The 19,670-nt window shown below is 71.9% G+C and carries 20 protein-coding genes; 11 read left to right on the forward strand and 9 right to left on the reverse strand.

Going from position 1 to position 19,670, the window contains the following annotated elements:
• Positions 1-39 precede the first annotated feature (39 nt).
• Entirely contained in the window at positions 40-1,032 is a 993-nt protein-coding gene (locus ABZV42_RS35400; protein ID WP_356055564.1) for a polyprenyl synthetase family protein, read from the forward strand.
• A gap of 273 nt (positions 1,033-1,305) precedes the next feature.
• On the opposite strand, the gene ABZV42_RS35405 is transcribed toward ABZV42_RS35400, so the two are convergent.
• Entirely contained in the window at positions 1,306-1,671 is a 366-nt protein-coding gene (locus ABZV42_RS35405; protein WP_355987694.1) for a nuclear transport factor 2 family protein, read from the reverse strand.
• 172 nt (positions 1,672-1,843) lie between these two features.
• On the opposite strand from ABZV42_RS35405, the gene ABZV42_RS35410 reads away from it, so the two are divergent.
• Positions 1,844-2,140: a hypothetical protein gene (locus ABZV42_RS35410; RefSeq protein ID WP_356055565.1), complete on the forward strand. Its 297-nt coding sequence runs from the start codon at positions 1,844-1,846 to the stop codon at positions 2,138-2,140.
• Between the two features lie 127 nt (positions 2,141-2,267).
• On the opposite strand, the gene ABZV42_RS35415 is transcribed toward ABZV42_RS35410, so the two are convergent.
• The 3 genes from ABZV42_RS35415 to ABZV42_RS35425 all read right to left on the reverse strand — a co-directional run bounded on the left by ABZV42_RS35415 (position 2,268) and on the right by ABZV42_RS35425 (position 5,768).
• On the reverse strand, positions 2,268-3,167 hold the full coding sequence (locus ABZV42_RS35415) for a helix-turn-helix transcriptional regulator (RefSeq protein WP_356055566.1): 900 nt from the start codon (positions 3,165-3,167) through the stop codon (positions 2,268-2,270).
• Positions 3,168-3,351: 184 nt separating this feature from the next.
• Positions 3,352-5,106, reverse strand: a complete 1,755-nt coding sequence (locus ABZV42_RS35420) for an ABC transporter ATP-binding protein (RefSeq protein ID WP_355987700.1) — start codon at positions 5,104-5,106, stop codon at positions 3,352-3,354.
• Positions 5,107-5,195: 89 nt separating this feature from the next.
• The gene (locus ABZV42_RS35425) at positions 5,196-5,768 is read right to left on the reverse strand and encodes a rhodanese-like domain-containing protein (RefSeq protein WP_356055568.1); all 573 of its coding nucleotides are present in this window, start codon (positions 5,766-5,768) and stop codon (positions 5,196-5,198) included.
• An 81-nt stretch (positions 5,769-5,849) separates the two neighbouring features.
• Here ABZV42_RS35425 and ABZV42_RS35430 point away from each other — a divergent pair, with 81 nt between their 5' ends.
• A complete protein-coding gene (locus ABZV42_RS35430) occupies positions 5,850-6,137 on the forward strand; it encodes a metal-sensitive transcriptional regulator (protein WP_355987704.1) in 288 nt (95 codons plus the stop codon).
• 41 nt (positions 6,138-6,178) lie between these two features.
• Here ABZV42_RS35430 and ABZV42_RS35435 read toward each other — a convergent pair whose 3' ends face one another.
• Both ABZV42_RS35435 and ABZV42_RS35440 read right to left on the reverse strand, forming a co-directional pair.
• Entirely contained in the window at positions 6,179-6,955 is a 777-nt protein-coding gene (locus tag ABZV42_RS35435) for a sulfite exporter TauE/SafE family protein (protein WP_356055570.1), read from the reverse strand.
• On the reverse strand, positions 6,952-8,367 hold the full coding sequence (locus ABZV42_RS35440; RefSeq protein ID WP_356055572.1) for an MBL fold metallo-hydrolase: 1,416 nt from the start codon (positions 8,365-8,367) through the stop codon (positions 6,952-6,954). Before ABZV42_RS35440 ends, ABZV42_RS35435 begins: the two co-directional genes overlap by 4 nt.
• 441 nt (positions 8,368-8,808) lie before the next feature.
• Between ABZV42_RS35440 and ABZV42_RS35445 the strand changes: the two genes are divergently transcribed.
• From ABZV42_RS35445 to ABZV42_RS35465, 5 genes are all read left to right on the forward strand, one after another.
• Positions 8,809-9,894 (forward strand): S-(hydroxymethyl)mycothiol dehydrogenase, encoded by a 1,086-nt coding sequence (locus ABZV42_RS35445; RefSeq protein WP_356055574.1) that lies wholly within the window; start codon positions 8,809-8,811, stop codon positions 9,892-9,894.
• Positions 9,894-10,523: an MBL fold metallo-hydrolase gene (locus ABZV42_RS35450; protein WP_356055576.1), complete on the forward strand. Its 630-nt coding sequence runs from the start codon at positions 9,894-9,896 to the stop codon at positions 10,521-10,523. Before ABZV42_RS35445 ends, ABZV42_RS35450 begins: the two co-directional genes overlap by 1 nt.
• A gap of 159 nt (positions 10,524-10,682) precedes the next feature.
• Positions 10,683-11,609 carry an SDR family oxidoreductase gene (locus ABZV42_RS35455; protein ID WP_356055578.1) on the forward strand — a complete coding sequence of 309 codons (927 nt, stop codon included), beginning with the start codon at positions 10,683-10,685 and terminating at the stop codon, positions 11,607-11,609.
• A gap of 78 nt (positions 11,610-11,687) precedes the next feature.
• A complete protein-coding gene (locus ABZV42_RS35460) occupies positions 11,688-12,488 on the forward strand; it encodes an SDR family NAD(P)-dependent oxidoreductase (protein WP_355987716.1) in 801 nt (266 codons plus the stop codon).
• A gap of 108 nt (positions 12,489-12,596) precedes the next feature.
• Positions 12,597-12,950 (forward strand): VOC family protein, encoded by a 354-nt coding sequence (locus tag ABZV42_RS35465; protein WP_356055580.1) that lies wholly within the window; start codon positions 12,597-12,599, stop codon positions 12,948-12,950.
• Between the two features lie 66 nt (positions 12,951-13,016).
• On the opposite strand, the gene ABZV42_RS35470 is transcribed toward ABZV42_RS35465, so the two are convergent.
• On the reverse strand, positions 13,017-14,417 hold the full coding sequence (locus tag ABZV42_RS35470) for an aminotransferase class I/II-fold pyridoxal phosphate-dependent enzyme (protein WP_355987720.1): 1,401 nt from the start codon (positions 14,415-14,417) through the stop codon (positions 13,017-13,019).
• A 245-nt stretch (positions 14,418-14,662) separates the two neighbouring features.
• Here ABZV42_RS35470 and ABZV42_RS35475 point away from each other — a divergent pair, with 245 nt between their 5' ends.
• Both ABZV42_RS35475 and ABZV42_RS35480 read left to right on the forward strand, forming a co-directional pair.
• Entirely contained in the window at positions 14,663-15,358 is a 696-nt protein-coding gene (locus tag ABZV42_RS35475) for a L,D-transpeptidase family protein (protein WP_355987722.1), read from the forward strand.
• A gap of 75 nt (positions 15,359-15,433) precedes the next feature.
• Positions 15,434-15,625, forward strand: a complete 192-nt coding sequence (locus ABZV42_RS35480) for a hypothetical protein (RefSeq protein WP_355987724.1) — start codon at positions 15,434-15,436, stop codon at positions 15,623-15,625.
• A 77-nt stretch (positions 15,626-15,702) separates the two neighbouring features.
• On the opposite strand, the gene ABZV42_RS35485 is transcribed toward ABZV42_RS35480, so the two are convergent.
• Positions 15,703-17,097, reverse strand: a complete 1,395-nt coding sequence (locus ABZV42_RS35485; RefSeq protein ID WP_356055583.1) for a S1 family peptidase — start codon at positions 17,095-17,097, stop codon at positions 15,703-15,705.
• A 157-nt stretch (positions 17,098-17,254) separates the two neighbouring features.
• On the reverse strand, positions 17,255-18,607 hold the full coding sequence (locus ABZV42_RS35490) for an NAD(P)/FAD-dependent oxidoreductase (RefSeq protein ID WP_355987729.1): 1,353 nt from the start codon (positions 18,605-18,607) through the stop codon (positions 17,255-17,257).
• 258 nt (positions 18,608-18,865) lie between these two features.
• On the opposite strand from ABZV42_RS35490, the gene ABZV42_RS35495 reads away from it, so the two are divergent.
• The gene (locus ABZV42_RS35495) at positions 18,866-19,501 is read left to right on the forward strand and encodes an HAD family acid phosphatase (protein WP_355987731.1); all 636 of its coding nucleotides are present in this window, start codon (positions 18,866-18,868) and stop codon (positions 19,499-19,501) included.
• The last annotated feature ends 169 nt before the right edge of the window (positions 19,502-19,670 follow it).

Genomic DNA, 19,670 nt, shown 5'->3' on the forward strand with positions numbered 1-19,670 from the left:
TCAGTGGTGGGGGTGGACTGCGTGCGAGCGAAGTCGTACATGGATCTGCATCGGGAGATGTCCGCGGACATCGAGGAGGAGCGGAAAAGCGCTCTCGCCATGCTGGGTCCTTCGGCCGCGTCCGTCCGGGCCGCGGTCGCCGACCTCATGGAACACCGGACCTTCACCTACCCCCATTCCGTGCTGCCGATGATCGTCCACGCGGTGGAGACGGGGGCGCCAGGACCGGCCGTTCCCCTGGCCGTCGTCCATGAACTGTGGTGGACCTCCGCGTGCTACCTGGACGACCTCGCCGACGGCCAGGGCGTCCTGGCCGCCGTCGGTCTTCGCGAGAGCGAGGCGCTCCTCGCCACGCTGATCAGCGGAATTCCCCTTCCCCTGCTCGTCGTTCAGTCGCCGCGTATCCCCGAGCAGGCGCGCGGCCCCCTGTCGGCCGAGATCGTGAGGTGCTGGATCGACGCGACCGAGGGGCAGTTGAGGGACCTTCGCGCGGACGTGGACGGCATCACACGCGACACCGTGGTCGCGGCGTACCGCGGAAAGTCCGGCTCGCCGTACAGCATGGTCACCGCCATGGCCGCACGACTGGCCGGCCGCTCGGACGAAAGAGTCGAACTCTGGCGGGAGTTCGGCAATGTCTTCGGCGTCCTGTGGCAGCTGTTCAACGATCAGCAGGACATCCTGACCGGCCGCAACGAGGACCTCGCGAACGGCACGGTGACGTATCTGCTGGCGTGCGCGTTGGAGAGCGCCGACGGCGATGCCGCGGATCACGTTCTGGAACTGCACACCGCCGCACGCCGTTCGCCCGACGCCGCGGCGGCACTCACCGGCATCCTCCTCGCGCCGGACGTGCTGCGCCGGTTCGAGCAGGGCATCGGCGCCTTCCGCGACAGGGCTCACCGCCTGCTGCGCGAACTCGGGGGCGACGCGGCCTATTCGACGCTGCTGCACGACCTCGTGGACCGGGCCTCGCCGATGCTCCTTCCTGCGGTGGAATCCGTCGCCCGAGCGGTTTCGACCCAGCTCTGAGGGCGACTCGGCCGTCCTCGAAGCCGCCGTGCTCAGGATCGGCGCCTCACCGGGGCCGGATCCGCGGCCTTCGGGGTGTACGGGGTGGCAGGGGGCGCGGACGCGAACGCGCGGTCCGCAGGATCGAGTCCAGCAGGGAGGCGGACACCCGCAGGCCCGACGCGGAGGCCGTACGCCGCCGAGACCGGTTCGGACGGGATCTCCCCATCGCCGCGCCCGCCGAGAAGGTCCAGGTCAGACGAGACGTGACCTGGACCTTCGGCCAGTTCCTCCCTACTCGTCCCATGCCTGTACCAGCGTCTGCTCGACGATCTTGCCGTCGCGCAGCGACATCATCGACGTGCTCATCACCCGCACCCCGTCCGCGTACACGCAGGTCTCGGTGTAGGCGACGTGGTCGCCCTGGACGACGCACTGGTCCATCTTGTGCGTCATGTCCCGGCTGTAGACGTCGTTGAGCATCTCGGCGATCTCGGCACGACCATGTTTGAGCATCGGGTGACTGGGCTGTGTGTTGCGGTCCACGATGCGCAGTTCCGCGTCGTCCGCGTAGAGCGACAGCAGATCTGCCGCACTGTGTCCTTCAATGCCCCGGCGCAGCACCTCGGTGTCGAAGGCGGGGGCTGCCGCTGTGCCCATGGGTGACCTCCTCAGGAAGGCGCGGGCCGACGCCGAGCCGACCGCGAAGCGCCTCATTACCGAGCGTCCTCCGCCTCACGGCCCACGGCAAACGCAGACGCCCGATGCGCCTCTCGGGTGAGCGCGCGTGCCGGGCCGTGTCCGCCCCGGGGCCGTCGCCGTTGCTGATTGCATGATCTCAACACGACGTATCGTCGCCGCCGTTGGTCTCGCCGTCGGCGTCACAGGGCTCGCCGCGCCGATGGCGAGCGCCGCGGGCTCCGAGGCCCACGACGCCGGGAAGCTGAACCCCGTCACCACGCTCGACTCGCTCGCCATGAGCGACATCCCCGCCGCGGCGCAGGCCGAGCTCCCGCGGCCCTCCACCCAGCTCGCCGGCCTGAACCGGCTGAGCGACCTGAACCAGCTGCACCAGGTGACCGACCTCGCCGCACCCGTCACCGGGCTGCTCCCGGGCATCCAGGCCTAGCAGGAATCGGCAGCCGGCATCCGGCAGCCGGTGGTAGCTGACCGGCAGCCGCGCCGGGCCGCGGTGGGACGGCGACGTTCCGCCGCGGCCCGCCCTGCGTGGTGCGCGGAGCGGGCGCTCTCGCGGATCACTCCACCCGCCCCCGTACCGCCGTGCGGAAGGCGATGGGTGCCTGTCCGGCGCGCTGGTGGAAGTACTTGGCGAAGTTCGTGGCGCTGGAGAAGCCCAGCCGGTCGGCGATGCGGGCGGCGGCCAGATCGCTGTGGGCGAGCAGCCGCTTGGCCTCCAGGATCACCCTGCGGTCGATGAACTCCTTGGCGCCGATGCCCGCCGATTCGAGGGCGGCCCGGGAGAGGGTGCGGGCCGAGTAGCCGAGGGTCAGGGCGTAGTCGTCCACCCGGCGGGTGTGCGCGAAGTCCCGCTCGACGGTCGCACGGAAGCGCAGAAAGGTTTCACTGGGTGCGCCGGCGGAGGTGTCGGACCCGTCCGGATGGGCCAGGCGCAGGACCAGTACGTCCAGCAGATGACGTAGTACGGCGTGGTGCGTGTCGCGCGGCAGCCGTCCCGGCGACCGGAACTCGTGCTCCAGGTGCGCGGCAGCCACCCGCAGCGAGGTGGCGGCCTCGCCAGTCGGGGTGTGCAGCACCCGTCCGTGCGGATCGTCGAGCCGGGCCGCACGGACGGCGGCGGCGCCCGGGAAGTCCCGCTCGAAGACGATCAGAGTTCCCTCGGCCCGGGTGAGGTCTCCCCACTGGAGGACCTGCCCCGGACGCGTCCACAGCCAGGAGTCCCGCCCGACGTCATGGTCCGTGAAGTCCACGGCCGTGCGCAGTGTGCCGGAGGCGAGCGTGAGCACCTGGTGGCAGGCGGGACGCAGCGGCGCGCCCAGCTCGGTGCCGTGGGCGCGGGACCGGGCGCGCAGCCCGGCCAGCGAGATCACTTCCAGACCGGCGGCGGGGATGCCGACGGGGGCCGCGAAGATGATCCCGGGGACGGCCTGTCCGGCCGAGTGTCGGTTGTTGACCATGATCAGTCGCCTGTGTATCCGGGTGGGACGTGCCTCGCCGCCGGGCCGGGGGCCGCCGCGCGCGGGCGGCCGCCCCCGTGGCGGAAAGAGGGCATCACCTTAGAGGAGAGCCGGGCCGGCGCCAAGGAATCGTCGCGTGCCACTTCGCCGGAGCGCGGTGTCCCCCCGGCTCATGGTGCCGCGGTCATCCCGCGGTCGCGAGGAACTGGGTGGCGGCCAGTTCGGCGTAGAGCGGATCCGCGGCGACGAGTTCGCGGTGGGTGCCGACCGCGCGGACCCGGCCCGCGTCCATCACGACGATACGGTCGGCCGACGTGACGGTGGACAGCCGGTGCGCGACCACCAGAACGGTGGTCGTACGGGCCACGTCGGCGACCGTGTCGCGCAGCGCGGCCTCGTTGACGGCGTCGAGCTGCGAGGTGGCCTCGTCGAGGAGCAGCAGCCGGGGACGGCGCAGCAGGGCCCGTGCGATGGCGACGCGCTGACGCTCCCCGCCGGACAGCTTCGTGCCGCGATGGCCGACGAGTGTGTCCAGGCCGCCCGGCAGCCGGGACACGAGGCCGTCGAGGCGGGTCGTCTTCAGCACCCGCGTCAGCTCGCCCTCCCCGGCCTCGGGATTGCCGAGCAGGAGGTTGTCGCGCAGGGAGCCCGACAGCACCGGCGCGTCCTGCTCCACGTAGCCGATGGCGGCCCGGAGCCGGGGCAGCTCCCAGTCGTCGAGCGCCCGACCGTCCACGCTGACGAGGCCGGCCTCGGGCTCGTAGAACCGCTCGATGAGCGAGAACACGGTGGTCTTGCCCGCTCCGGAGGGGCCGACGAACGCGGTCATCCCCCGGGCGGGGACGGTGAAGGTCACACCGTGGTGGACGTACGGCAGATCGTCGGCGTACCGGAAGCGGACGTCCTCGAAGGCCAGCGAAGCGGGCTCCGCGTCCGGCGCCGGCAGCGGAGCGGGCAGGGCGGCGGGTTCGGCGGGCAGCCGCAGCGCCTCCTGGATACGGGCGAGGGCGGCGGAACCGGTCTGGTACTGCGTGATCGCGCCGACCACCTGCTGGATCGGTGACATCAGGTAGAACACGTACAGGAGGAAGGCGACCAGGGTGCCGACGTGGATGGCGCCGGTCGCGACCCGGGCGCCGCCCACCGCGAGGACGGTGATGAAGGCGATCTGCATCGCCAGACCGGCCGTGTTGCCGGCCGCCGCCGACCACTTGGCCGCCCGCACGCTCTGCCGCCAGGACTCCTCGGCGGCCGCGTGGACGCTTCGCTCCTCACGGTGCTCGGCGCCCGACGCCTTGATCGTCCGCAGCGCGCCGAGGGTCCGCTCCAGCGAGGCCCCCATCACCCCGACGGCGTCCTGGGCCCGCCTGCTCGCCCGGTTGATGCGCGGCAGGATCAGGCCGAGCACCGTGCCCGCGCACAGCACCACGCCCAGCGTGACACCGAGCAGGACCACGTCGACCAGGCCCATCATCACCACTGTCGCGACGAGGGTGAGACCGCCGGTGCCGAGACCGACCAGGGAATCGGTCGTGACCTCGCGCAGCAGGGTCGTGTCGGAGGTGATGCGCGCCATCAGGTCGCCGGGCTCGCTGCGGTCCACGGCGGGTATGCGCAGCCGCAGCAGATACGACGAGAGAGTGCGGCGCGCGCCCAGCACCACCGACTCCGCGGTGCGCCGCAGTACGTACGAACCCATCGCTCCCACGGCCGCGTTGGTGACGACGAGGGCCGCCATGCCGAGCAGCGCCTGTCCGATCGGCCGGTCGTGCGACAGGTCGTCGATGAGCCCGCGCGCCACCAGCGGCAGCAGCAGACCGGTGGCCCCGGTCGTGAGCGCCAGCAGCGCGCCACCGAACAGCGCCCAGCGGTGCGGTCGTACGTACCCGAGCAACAGGCGCCACGCGGGCACCTCGGGCACGGTCTCGGTCAGGCTCACGGTGCTCCTTGCGGGAGTTGCGACGAAGCGTTCAGGCTACGTCGGCGACCCGCCCGGACCGGTCGCAACCGGCCTGCCGGGGCGCGGACTCAGGAAACACGCGCCTCAAGTGCCGCCAGGGTGGCGTCGAGATCCGCCGGGCGGGGCCGGTTGTGCGGCAGCCTGGCGAGCAGCGCGCCCATGCCGCAGGTGTCGGTGAGCGCGGAGAAGACCAGGCCGCCCGCGACCCCGGCGGAGAGCAACTGCCAGGCGGGGTGCAGGAGTCCGAGGCCGAGGCCGGTGAGGACGACGGTGCCGGCGGCGAAGCGGACCTGCCGCTCCATGGACCAGCCGGCCCGGGTGCGGCCGGCCGGGCGGTGCAGTTCGTGTCCGCGCCGCGCCCAGGCGCCGGTGCCGCCGGTGAGTGTGGCCGCCGGTACACCGTGTTCGGCCAGCAGGGCGCAGGCGTTCGCGGAGCGGGCGCCGGAGGCGCACACCACCAGCAGTTCGGTACGGGCGTTCCCGAGCACGGGCAGCGCACGGTGCAGCCGGTCCAGCGGCACGTTCAGGGCGCCCGGCAGATGGCCGGAGGCGTACTCGCCGGGGGTGCGGACGTCGATGACGGTCAGCTCGCCGATCCTGCCGTGGGCCTGGTCGACGTCGAGGGAGACGGGGGTGTTCATGGGGAGTGTCATCCTTGCTCTTCGGGGGTGCCCCGCAGGGCGGAGTAAGATACCCCTAGGGGTATGGATTGAGGAGTGTTCGTGGAATTGGAACTCGCGGGTGACGAGCTGAAGTCGGTGCTCAACCGGCTGCGCCGGGCGCAGGGACAGATCTCCGGAGTGATCCGGATGATCGAGGAGGGACGGGACTGCGAGGAGGTGGTCACCCAGCTCGCCGCCGCTTCTCGCGCCCTGGACCGGGCCGGCTTCGCGATCATCGCCACCGGGCTCCAGCAGTGTCTGACCGGCGTCGAGAACGGCGCGAAGAACGGTGAGAGCACTGAGCAGATGCGGGCGCGGCTGGAGAAACTCTTCCTGTCGCTGGCCTGAGCCTCAGGGCAGGACCCCGGCCGCGGAGCCCGGCGTCAGCCTCACAGCACCACGTCCAGCAGCATCAGCGCGGCCACGGCCAGCAGGGCCCAGGCGAAGATCCGCTGAAGCGTGCCGCCCGACACCCGGGCCGCCAGCCGCTTCCCGTCCCACGCGCCGAGGACGGCCGCGCCGGCGAACGGCGCGACGACCGCCCAGTCGAGGCTCTGTGCCGTTCCCGCGCGGGCGAGCAGCGCGGCGAGCGAGTTCGCCGTGATCACCAGCAGGCTGGTGCCGACGGCGGCCCGCATCCGCAGTCCCACGACGTTCACCAGGGCCGGTACGGCGAGAAAGCCGCCGCCCACGCCCAGCAGCCCGGTCACCGCGCCGAGACCGGCGCCCGTTCCGGCGATCCGCCGGGTCCCGGCGGGAGCGGCCCCAGACTCCTCGGCCTCCGGCTTCCCGGCCCCCGGCTCTTCGGCCACCTGCCGCAGCATCCGGAACGCCGCGAGCCCCGCGATCAGCGAGAACGCGCCGGTCAGCGCGGCGGCAGGCAGCTGTCCCGACAGGGCTCCGCCCAGTGCGGCCGGGACGAGCCCGGCCGCCGCGAACAGCGCTCCGGCCCGCCAGCGGACGCCGCCCTGGCGGGCGTGCGCGGACAGCGCGGTCGCCGAGGTGAGGGTGACGATGACCAGACTCGCGGTGGTGGCCGCGGCCGGAGTGAATCCGAGCAGGTAGATCAGGGCGGGCACGGTCAGCACGCTGCCGCCGCCTCCCAGCGCCCCGAGCGCGAGCCCGGTCACGGCACCGGCGGCCAGGGCGAGGATCAGGACGCTCACGCCGCGGAGTCCTCGGACGCGCGGCAGGCCGTGCCGGGGGAGCCGGCGTCGATCCGTGTCATGCGCAGGCCGGAGGCGGCCGCGGAGGCGAAGGAGTCGTCGACGGCCACCACGTCCCGGCCCGCCGCGTCGAGCAGCGAGGCGGCGATCGCGGCCCGCATGCCTCCGGCGCAGTGCACCCAGACGGTCCCGGCGGGTATCTCCCCGAGCCGGTCACGCACCTGGTGCACAGGTATGTGCACCGACCCCGCGACATGACCCCCGGCGCGCTCGGAGTCGCGCCGGACGTCCAGGACCACGGGCCGGCCGGGGGAGTCGTACGCCTCGGCCAGTTCGGCGAAGGAGGCACGGCGGAAGGCGCGCGGCCGTTCCGCCTCGGGGACCCAGTCGGCCGGCGAGCCGATCGCGGCGGCGGCCGGCCGGTCGATGCCGACCTGCGTCAACTCGCGCTGTGCCTGAGCGAGTTGCTCAGGAGATTCGGCGAGCAGCGTGACCGGCTTGCCCCAGGGCAGCAGCCAGGCCAGATACACGGCGAGCTGTCCGTCCGCCTCGAAGTTGACCGCGCCGGCGACATGCCCCGCGGCGAAGGCGAGCCGGCTGCGCAGATCCACGATCCATTCGCCGGCCGCGAGCCGCGCGGCGATCTCCGTGGCGTCCGCGAGCGCGGGCGGGGTCAGATCGACGGAGGCCGGGCCGCCGGCGTTGGCGGGGCCCATGTGGGCGTAGTAGGCGGGCACGTCGTCGAGCCCGGCGAGGAGGTCAGCGACGAACGCGTCGACGTCCTTGACCAGGGCTTCGTTGCCGACGCGCTCGCGCCCGATCGTGCTCGTGTCGCCCTCGGCGGTTCCGGCCGAGCAGAAGCTGCCGAAGCCGTGGGTGGGCAGGACCGCGGTGTCGTCGGGCAGCTCCGCGGCGAGCCGGTGCGCCGAGGCGTGCTGCGCCCTGGCCAGTTCCCCGGTCAGCCGCGGCTCCACCAGATCGGGCCTGCCGACGGTGCCGATGAGCAGGGAGCCGCCGGTGAAGGCCGTGACGGCCCGTCCGTTCTCCTGGAGGGCGTACGAGGTGTGGTGCGGGGTGTGTCCGGGCGTGGCCAGTGCCCGCAGCGTCAGCCCCGCGTCCACCTCCACCGTGTCCCCGTCGGCCACGGGCACCCGCTCGAACGCGACCCGGGCGCCGGCCGGGACCAGATAGGCGGCGCCGGTGAGCCGGGCCAGCTCCAGGCCGCCGCTCACATAGTCGTTGTGCAGGTGCGTCTCGACGACGTACGCGATCCGCACGCCCCGCCGGGCCGCGGCGGCGATCACCCGCCCGGCGTCCCTTGGCGGGTCGACGGCGACGGCGGTACGCGGGCCGCCGGCCAGATAGCTCCGGTTGCCCAGTCCCGCCACCTCGATGGTGTCGACGAAGAACACGGCTGCACTCCTCTCCCGCGGGAAGCCGCACGGCTTCCCGGCTCGGTCAAAATTACCCCCGGGGGTATATCCACCGTAGCAGAGGTACCCCGGGGGGTATCCGGAAGTGCTCTCCGTGCGGGGGAGGCGGGTGCCCGAGAAGTGCTCTCCGTGCGGCGGAGGCGGGTGCCCGAGAGGTGCTGTCCGTGCGGCCGCACGGGAGCCGGGGGTGCTGTCCGTGCGGCCGCACGGGATGCCAGGCGGTGCTACCCGTGGGCATGCGGCGCGGACCGCCGGGCCCCGCGTCCGGGTGCGGGCGGCCGCCCGCCGTACCGGGACCGGATGCGGGCGGCCGGCCGTCGTACCGGGACCGGAGCCGCCGCGGGCCACCTGGCCTTCTACCGGCGGGTCACACCGTAGGGTCGGTCGACGGAAGGTCCACCTAGGGAAGGGCTTACTCACATGGCGCAGGAAGTACGGGGCGTGATCGCACCGGGCAAGAACGAGCCGGTGCGCGTCGAGACCATCGTCGTGCCCGATCCGGGGCCGGGCGAGGCCGTGGTGAAGATCCAGGCCTGCGGGGTCTGCCACACGGACCTGCACTACAAGCAGGGCGGCATCAACGACGACTTCCCGTTCCTGCTCGGCCACGAGGCGGCCGGAATCGTGGAGTCGGTCGGCGACGGCGTCACCGACGTGGCGCCCGGCGACTTCGTGATCCTCAACTGGCGCGCGGTGTGCGGACAATGCCGTGCGTGTCGGCGCGGGCGCCCCTGGTACTGCTTCAACACCCACAACGCCAAGCAGAAGATGACGCTGAAGGACGGTACGGAGCTGTCCCCGGCCCTCGGCATCGGCGCCTTCGCCGAGAAGACGCTCGTCGCGGCCGGACAGTGCACCAAGGTCGACCCGTCGGTCTCCCCGGCGGTCGCCGGACTGCTCGGCTGCGGAGTCATGGCCGGCATCGGCGCCGCCATCAACACGGGCAATGTCGGGCGCGGCGACACCGTCGCGGTGATCGGCTGCGGCGGCGTCGGCGACGCGGCGATCGCGGGCTCCAGGCTGGCGGGCGCGGCGAAGATCATCGCCGTGGACATCGACGACCGCAAGCTCACGACCGCCGAGAAGCTCGGCGCGACGCACACCGTCAACTCCCGGACGACCGACCCCGTCGAGGCGATCCGCGAACTCACCGGCGGCTTCGGCGCCGACGTCGTCATCGAGGCGGTCGGCCGCCCCGAGACGTACCAGCAGGCCTTCTACGCCCGCGACCTCGCCGGCACGGTCGTCCTCGTCGGCGTGCCCACCCCCGACATGAAACTCGAACTCCCGCTGATCGACGTCTTCGGCCGCGGTGGCGCGCTCAAGTCGTCCTGGTACGGCGACTGTCTGCCCTCCCGCGACTTCCCGATGCTGATCGACCTGCACCTCCAAGGACGCCTCGACCTGGACGCGTTCGTGAGCGAGACCATCGCCCTGGACGGCATCGAGGCGGCCTTCGATCGGATGCACCACGGCGACGTACTGCGTTCGGTGGTGGTGTTCTGATGACCGCCCGCATCGAACACCTCGTCACCTCGGGCACGTTCGAGCTCGACGGCGGCACCTGGGAGGTCGACAACAACGTATGGATCGTGGGCGACGACCACGAGGCCGTCGTGATCGACGCCGCGCACGACGCCGACGCCATCGCCGAAGCGGTGGGCGACCGCCGCCTGCGCGGGATCGTGTGCACCCACGCCCACAACGACCACATCGACGCCGCTCCCGCCCTGGCGGAGCGCACCGGAGCCACCATCTGGCTCCACCCCGACGACCTGCCGCTGTGGAAGCTCACCCACCCGGACCGCATGCCGGACGCCTGGCTCCAGGACGGCCAGGTGATCGAGGCCGCCGGCACCGATCTGACCGTGCTGCACACACCGGGCCACGCCCCCGGCGCGGTCTGCCTCTACGCCCCGGGACTCGGCACGCTCTTCTCCGGCGACACCCTCTTCCAGGGCGGCCCGGGGGCGACCGGCCGCTCCTACTCGCACTTCCCGACGATCATCGAGTCCATCCGCGACCGGCTGCTCACGCTGCCGGCCGACACGGTCGTGCGTACCGGACACGGCGGGACGACCACGATCGGGGCCGAGGCACCGCACGTGGAGGCGTGGATCGCACGCGGCCATTGACGCCCAGCTGCCGCCCCGCGGCCTCGCCGCTCCGCGAGGACACGGCGACACGGCGACAAAGCCGTACGGATACCTGACACAAGATGTCCGGCTTCCGGGAGACGCTCGTAGCGACACACGGGTGAGCGCCCGTGGACGCCACGCGCACGGAGGTCGGACATGTCAGGGCCGTCGGAAGGCACGCTTCGGGACAAGGTCGCGCTGGTCGCGGGCGCGACCCGGGGTGCGGGCCGCGGGATCGCGGTGGAACTCGGCGCGGCCGGCGCCACCGTCTACGTGACCGGCCGCAGCACACGCGAACAGCGCTCGGAGTACGACCGCCCCGAGACCATCGAGGACACCGCGGACCTGGTCACCGCGGCGGGCGGGCGGGGCATCGCGGTCCCCACCGACCACCTCGTCCCGGCGCAGGTGGCCACGCTCGTCGCCCGGATCGCCGACGAACAGGGCCGGCTCGACATCCTGGTCAACGACATCTGGGGCGCCGAGAAGCTCTTCGAGTGGGACACCCCCCTCTGGGAGCACGACCTCGACAACGGACGCAGGATGCTGCGGCTCGCCGTCGAGACCCACGCGATCACCAGCCACCACGCGCTGCCCCTGCTGCTGCGCCGTCCGGGCGGCCTGGTCGTCGAGATGACCGACGGCACCGCCGAGTACAACCGCGACACCTACCGGGTCTCCTTCTTCTACGACATCGCCAAGTCGTCCGTACTGCGCATGGCGTTCGCCCTGGGACACGAACTGGGCCCGCGCGGCGCCACCGCCGTGGCGCTCACCCCCGGCTGGATGCGCTCGGAGATCATGCTCGAAGCCTTCGGCGTGACCGAGGAGAACTGGCACGACGCCGAGGCCGGCCAGCCGCACTTCGCCATCTCCGAGACGCCCCACTACGTGGGACGCGCGGTCGCCGCGCTGGCCGCCGATCCCGAACGGGCCCGCTGGAACGGGCAGTCCCTCTCCAGCGGGCAACTCGCCCAGGTGTACGGCTTCACCGACCGGGACGGCAGCCGTCCTGACGCCTGGCGATACATGGTCGAGGTGCAGGACAAGAGGAAGCCGGCGGACGTGACCGGGTACCGCTGACCAAGTCCTCCTCCGGGCAGGCCACATACGGGCACCGGCGTCTGTCGCGGTCACGATCTTGGAGGTAACTTCCCTGCCATGACTGAGATGAGACGCTTCGAGGGATACGGGGTTCTGATCACGGGCGCGGCCCGCGGCATCGGCGCCGCGACCGCCCGCCGTCTGGCCGCGGAAGGCGCTCAGGTCCTCGTAACCGACGTGGACCCGGTCGAGGCCGAGAAGACCGCCGCCGCGCTGCGCGAACTCGGCTCGCGGGCCGAGGCGTTCGGCTGCGACGTGGGGGACCGGGCCCAGGTCGAGGCCGCCGTGGCGTACGCCGTGGACACGTTCGGCTCGCTCGACGTCCTGGTCAACAACGCCTACCGGTGCAGCCACGACGCCCCGTTCTTCGAGGACGAGAGCGACGAGGAGTGGGCCGCCGACCTCGACATCACCCTGACCGGCGCCTACCGCTGCGCCCGCGCGGCACTCCCGCACCTGGTCGCCTCCGGTCGCGGGGCCGTCGTCACCATCGGTTCCGTCAACGGCATCCAGGACTTCGGCAACCACGCCTACAGCGCGGCCAAGGCGGGGCTGATGTCGCTCACCCGCACCCTCGCCGGGCATGCCGCCGGCCGGGGTGTCCGCGTCAACCTGGTGGCGCCGGGAACGGTCCGCACCACGGCCTGGGAGGGCCGCGACGCCGATCTCGCCTCCGCCGCCCGGCTCTATCCGCTCGGCCGGGTCGGCGAACCGGAGGACATCGCGGCCGCCGTCGCCTTCCTCGCCTCACGCGACGCGTCCTGGATCACGGGTACGACCCTGTGCGTCGACGGCGGCCTGCTTGCCGTCAACAACGGCTTCCGGCAGGCGATCGGAGGCGGCGAGAACGCGGACTGAGGGCGGGGGCGAGGACGCGACCGAGAGCGGCGGCGAGGACGCGGACGGGAAAACGGGCCACAGGTGTGGTGCCGGTCCGTCCGGCGTCCTTCCTGACAGGATGGGCGCATGGAACGTGTGCTTGGAATCGGCGGATACTTCATCAAGGCCGACGACCCTGCGGCCCTCGGCGCCTGGTACCGCGACTGCCTGGGCCTGGACGCCGACGAGAACGACCTGTGGCGCCCGCAGGCCGGACCGACGGTGTTCGCCGCCTTCGAGTCCGGGACCGGCTACTTCGGGTCCCCCGCGCAGCGGACCATGCTCAACTTCCGGGTCCGCGACCTGGACGCGATGCTCGCGCAACTGCGCGCCCGGGGAGCGGACGTGGCGGAGGACACCCAGGACATGGACGGCGTAGGCCGGTTCGGCTGGGTCACCGACCCGGAGGGCAACCGGGTCGAACTGTGGCAGCCCGTCTGAGGTGAGGGCCGGGAAGCGACCGTGCCCCGTGCCGTCCGGGGTCTCGGCCCGCGCCCGCGCGGGCCTTCACAGACGTGGCTGGGCGCAGTGACGTTCGACGGCCGCGAACACCCGGTCCGTGTCCGCCTCGGACGTACGCCAGTTGCTGAACGCGGCACGCAGCCCGTGCGTGCCGTCGTAGCAGGTCGGTGTCACGAAGGCCTCGCCCGAGGCGGCGACGGCGTCGGCCAGCGCGTGGACACGCCGCTCCGTCGGGTCGTCGGCGAGGGTGAAGCACACGACGTTCAGCCGCACCGGCGCGAGCAGCCGCAGCGCGGGAGCACGGGCGACCCGCTCGCCCAGCCGCCGGGCCAGCGCGACGTTCCGTTCGACGATCTCGCGATGCCCCTCGCGCCCGTAGGCCGCGAGCGAGAACCAGGCCGGGAGCGCGCGCAGCCGGCGCGAGTTCTCCGGCGTCAGGTGCAGGAAGTCGGGGTCTCCGCCCGGGAGTCCGAGATAGGGCGAGGCGTTGTGGAAGACCCGGACCTGGAGGTCCTGGCGACGGGTGAACTGGACGGCCGCGTCGTAGGGGACGTTGAGCCACTTGTGCAGGTCGACACAGACGGAGTCGGCCTCGTCCAGGCCGTCCACCAGAGAGGAGAACTCGGGCGACAGCGCGGCGAACCCGCCGAACGCCGCGTCGACGTGCAGCCAGAAGTCATGGCGCTCCCTGAGCGCGGCGACCGCCCGCAGATCGTCGAAGTCGACGGTGTTGACGGTCCCGGCGTTCGCGACGACGACGGCAGGACGCCCGTCGAGCGCGGTGAGCGCGGCATCGAGGCGCTCGACGTCCACGGCCTCGCGGTTGCCGGGCAGCACGGGCACCGGACGCAGGCTGCCGCGCCCGAGGCCGAGTACGGACAGGGCCTTGGCGACGCTCGAATGAGGGCTGCCGGAGAGCACGTCGACCGGCCCGAGCGCGCCGGCCCCCTCCTGCGCGACCGATACACCCCGGCGCTCACCGAGCCACTCCCGCGCGATGGCTAGCCCGACCGTGTTCGAGACCGTCGCGCCGCTCACGAACGCCCCGTGATGCTCCTCGCCGAGCCCGAACATCTCACGCAGCCAGCCCAGCGTCTCGTGCTCCAGCGCGCTCGCGAAGGATCCGGCGGCGCCCGAGACGTTCTGGTCGTAGGCACCGGTCAGCCAGTCCCCGGTGAGCGAGGCGGGCGTCGCGCCGCCGGTGACGAACCCTAGGTAGCGCGGACCCGCGGAGCCGGAGAACCCGGGTGCCCAGCGCCCGGCGAACCGGGCCAGTGCGCCCTCGGCACCGGCACCCTGGGCCGGAAGCGGATCGGGGGCGGGCGCCTTGCCGAGCCGGGCGACCGGACGGCTGCCGAGGCCGCTCACCTCCTGGACGGCGAAGTCCCGGGCGGCCTGGAGGAGTTCGGGGAGGCGGTCGAGGTCGTCGGAGAGCGCAGGGTGCATGACGGCAGCCTAGAAGGAACGCAGGCCGGACGAGCGGTCCACTTCGGGGAAACCGGACTGCCGCGGAACGGACGCGGCGCCGTGTCCGGTGGGCCGGGGGAGAGGGCTTCCCGCCGGGGACCGGAGCCGGCCGCGGCGGCGAGGAATGTCACTGTTTCGTCCCTGTCCGCCAAGCCGTACAACGCAATACCCTCAAGGGCCGTCTAGTAGACAGACAAGAGAAGAACACAACAGGAAGGCCCGCCATGGGGGACATACGCAGGCGAGGAGTTGTCGCGCTCGGACTCACCGGACTGGTCGCACCGCTCACCCTCGCACTGGGCGCGACGCCCGCGCAGGCCGCCGGCTGCACGACGGCCGCGGGCCCGTACCAGAAGCAGGTGGAGAAGTTCCTCGGGCGGCCCGTCGACGGCCGGCAGTCCGCCGCCGACTGCACGGCGATCCGGGCCTTCCAGAACAAGCACGGCATCACCCCGAACATCGGCTACGCGGGCCCGGTCACCTGGGGCGTGATGGACCTCATGAACAAGCAGAAGGCCGTGGGGAGCAACCCCAACCGGGACGGCAAGTGCCCGGTGAACAAGGGCCGTATCGCCTGCGTCAACCTCACGCTCCAGCTCAGCTGGATCCAGGACGGCAGCCGCCTGGTCTACGGACCGGTCCCGGTCCGCACGGGCAGGGACGGCTACGAGACCCGTACCGGCCTGAAGAAGGTCTACTGGCGTGACATCGACCACGTCTCGACCATCTACAACGTGTCCATGCCGTACAGCCAGTTCTTCGACGGCGGTCAGGCCTTCCACTCGGTGGGCCTCAGCATGTGGAACCCGCCCGGCTCGCACGGCTGCGTCAACATGACCCCGACCACGGCCAAGAAATACTGGTCGCTGCTCAAGAACGGTGACGACGTCTACGTCTACGGACGCAAGCCCGGTACCTGAGCGAGTGACGAGCTTCACCATCCGTTTTGTCGCCCCGTGGGCCTTTACTCACATCATCTTCACGTCAAGGGCCGTATGCTTCACGGCATGTGCACCACTCTTGACAACGACACTCAGCGGTCCGCTGCCGAAGTCAACGAGGAGATCCGGGCTCTCTGGTTCCGGGCAGGTGGGTCGCTGAACATGGACGAGCGGCGCGAGTACCAGCGTCTCGTCCTCGAGTGGGCGAAGGCCACCCCGTCGTCCTCGGCGACCCGGGCCGCCTGACCCTCCGCGTCCGGCAGGGCTCCCCGGTCCAGGGGAGCCCCGCCTCGGACTTCGGCACCGGCCGCCTCGCGGCCCGCTCAGCCCCAGCTCTGTGAATACTGCCGCTGGTAGGCCTTGCGGTCCTGCTCGGTCCTGATGAACCGGGTCGCCACCAGCGCGATGACGCTTCCCCCGATGACCAGCAGGCCGGGGCCGATGTTCTGCGGGTCGGTGAGCTCGGAGACGAACGTCTGGGCCGCCCCCGACTCACCCACCGCCTCCACCGCGCCCGGAGCCGCCGAACCCGGTGCTCCCCCCTGCGAGGCCATCGCCGAAGCCGACGTCGAGGGGGCGAGGGAAGGCTGGGCCGCACCACCGGCCGAGCCCTGTGCCGGCTGGCCCGCGAGCGTCACCCCCAGAGCCGTCAGCGCCTTGGTGACAGGCTGGAAGAACGTCGTACCACCGCTCTTGCAGTCCCCGTTGCCGCCAGAGGTCACCCCCAGCGCGATGCCCTCGGAGAACAACGGGCCGCCGCTGTCGCCCGGTTCGGCGCACACCGTGGTCTGCACCAGCCCGGTGACCGTTCCCTCCGGGTAGTTGACCGTCGCATTGAGGGCGGTCACCTGGCCGTCGTGCAGACCGCTCGTGCTGCCGCTGCGGAAGACCCGCTGGCCCACGGTCGGATCGGCGGCACCCGTGATCCGTACGCCGTTGCCGCCGCCGATGGCGACGACATTGGTCCCGGCCCCGGTCTGCTGCGCACTGTCGTACTGGATCAGCGAGAAGTCATTGCCGGGGAACGCCGTGGTGATCGTCCGGCCCACCTGCTGCCGGCCCGTGTTGTCGGAGAACCAGACCGATCCTGCGGGGCCGCAGTGCCCGGCCGTGAGGATGAACTCGCCCTGCGCGTTGCTCACGTTGAACCCGGCCGAGCAGCGCCCGCCGGTCGAGAAGATCGCCTGTGCGCCGTTCACCCGCGTGGTGAAGGTGCCCTGGGTCCGCTGCATCTTCACCGAGTCGCCGATGCCGTGGGCCAGTTTCGTCATACGGGACCAGTCGGTGGCGGACACCGTGCTGTCGGCCTCCACCACCACCTCGTTCTTCTTGTAGTCCACGGCCCACGCCGTGCCCGGCACCCGGGGTGCCGAACTGAGCGTCCGCGCGGCGGACTTGAGGTCCTGCATGCTGTGCGTCACGACCTTCGGGCGGGCACCCGCCCGCTTCACCGCGTCCGCGGCGTCCGCGTCGGTGACCGCGACGACGGGCCGTCCGTCGGCGGCTATCCAGTTGCCCGCCGTCCGCGCGGTACCCAGCCGGGACACCAGCCCGGCACCCGTGTCCGCCGCGGTCCGCGCCGAACTCGCCGTGGTACGCGACGCGTCGGACGGTTCGCTCGCCATGGCGCGGGTCACCATGAACCCTCCGCAGAGCAGCCCGCCGACGGCCGCGAGGCGCGCCCCCCGTCGGACGATCCGTCGTCGTGCGTGCCTCATGCGTGGGCTCCCGAAGCCGTATGGGGCGGCGTCAGCGCCGCCGAGGGCCCCGGTCGAGGGCCCTTCCCTCATACGTGTGCTCCGGCCCGCGCGTTCACCGTCCTCCGCGGCTCTCGCGGAGGTGGCCGGTTCGCGTCGGGAGCGCCGGCCGCAGGCCCTACGCGATGGATCGGGTCCTGGCGGTCACCTCGTCCCGCGTCAGATACGCGTCCGTGCGCTCGAAGTCCCGCAGGGTTCCCTTGCGGTCGGCGAGGAAGCCGGTACGGACGAAGTCGTCGCCCGCGACGGCGTTGAGAAGCCAGTTGGCGCTCGTACGGAACCTGGCGGAGCCCGTGCGCAGGGCGTACAGGTGGTATCCGCGGGCCACGAGCTGCGCGGGTGCGCCCTTGAGGCCGATGCCGAGCGGCTTGGACACCGCGTCGTGACCGCCGAGGTCGACGACCAGACCGAGATCCCTGTGCCGGTAGGGCAGAGTGGGCTCTCCGCGCAGCTTCGCGGTCAGGACCTTGGCCGCGTGCCGGCCCTGCCGGGCCGCGTGCTGGGCGGTCGGCGGGCAGGCCGAACCGTCGCCCTTGGCCAGGTCGGGCACCGCCGCCGCGTCGCCCAGCGCGAACACCCCGTCGAGTCCCGGCACCCTGAAGTCGGGCTCGGTGACGAGCCGTCCGCGCACGGTCTCCGCGCCCAGCGAGTCGACCAGCGGGCTCGCCGCGACGCCCGCGGTCCACACCAGCGTCCGCGAAGGCAGCACCCGCCCGTCGGTGAGGGTGATCTCGTCCTTGGTGACGGAGGCGACGGAGGTGCCCAGCGAGATCCGTACGCCGCGCTTGCCGAGCATCTCCATCGCGCTCGCTCCGAGTTTGTCGCCCAGCTCGGGCAGCAGCTTCGGGGCGACGTCGATCAGATGCCACTTGATGAGACCGGGGTCGATCCGGGGGTGGTAACGCTGTGCCGCCGCGGTGGTCAGGCGCTGAAGACAGGCCGCCGTCTCGGTGCCCGCGTATCCGCCGCCGACCACCACGAACTGGAGCCGCGCGGCCTGCTCGTCGTAGTCGGACGTGGCCGCCGCCAGGGCGAGTTGGGCGATCACATGGTCACGGAGGTACGCGGCCTGGGCGAGCGTCTTCATACCGCGCGCCTCCTCCGCCAGACCGGGGATGTCGAAGGTGCGGGTCACGCTTCCCGGAGTGAGCACCAGGTAGTCGTAGCGCAGGTCGACGAGGTCTCCGGTGATCTTCCGGACGACGCACACCTTGGCCTGCGGATCGACACCGATCACCCCGCCCGGCACCAGCGCGGTGCGGTGCAGGATCCGGCGCAGCGAGGGCGCCACGGACTGGGGTGTGACGACACCGGCGGCGACATGGGGCAGCAACGGCAGATAGAGCTGATAGTCGGTGGGGCTGATCAGGGTGACCCGGGCCTCGCCGGGGGTGAGCGACCGTTCGAGGCTTCTGGCGGCCTCGACTCCGGCGAAACCCGCGCCGACGATGACGATGTTCGGTCCTTGCATGAGAGCAGCCTCTCTTCACTGGTGCCAGCCGCGAGCCCAGGCTCACACGGGTCGCGGACACGTGCCACTGCACCGCGCGTACCCCGAAGTTGGTGAAGCACGATCTCTACCGATCAGTAACTGCCTCTTCCCCATCCGTACACGCGCTGCCAGGATCATGTCTGCCGCGGCGACGGTCCCAGACACCGTCGCCTTCGCGATGTGTGGGCTCGACCAACTCATGCGATTCGACCAATCAGCTGTGAAAAGGGGACAGGCATGACGGGACGCGGTGTGGTGCGCCGGATGGGCGTGGTGTCGGCGGTCGTGGCACTCGGGATCGGGGGGACGGTCGGTGCGGCCGGGTCCGCCGCCGCGGCGCCGGCCCAGGTGGTCGCGAGCGCCTCGGTGACGGCCGGAGTCGACTACGCCACCTGGCAGAGTGACGTCCAGGCCGTCATCGACCAGGCGGTGCCGTACGTGGAACAGCGCACCGCGAACGCCGGCGGCCAGAAGCTCGCGATGGTCTTCGACATCGACAACACCACCCTGGAGACCGACTTCCATCCCTGGTACGAGCTGCCCACCCCGGCGGTCAAGGCCTCGCTGGCGCTCGCCCGCTACGCGCACTCGCGAGGCGTCGCCGTCTTCTTCGTGACCGCCCGGCCGGGCATCATCGCCAGTGAGACGAAGTGGAACCTGAAGAGCGTCGGCTACCCGGTCGACGGGCTGTACGTGCGTGACCTGCCGGACCTCTTCAGCGAGGTCGGCGCCTACAAGACCGGCAAGCGCGCGGAGATCGAGTCCCTCGGCTACACGATCGTCGCCAACGTCGGCAACAACACCACCGACCTGGTCGGCGGTCACGCGGAGCGCACGTTCAAGCTGCCGGACTACGACGGCAAGCTGTCCTGACCCGGACGGCTCCGGCGCGTCCGGCGGCTGGGCCGGCCTCGGGCACCGGGGGCGCCGCGCCGCGGACCGGCCCGCCTACCTCTGATTTTGCGAGAGTGCCCCGGCCTTCAGGCCGGGGGTGAATCGCATCTTGGACTGCTTTGACCTCAGCTGTGGGCACGGGCCTGTA

This window comes from Streptomyces sp. NPDC005281, from assembly GCF_040607495.1.
Lineage (GTDB): Bacteria > Actinomycetota > Actinomycetes > Streptomycetales > Streptomycetaceae > Streptomyces.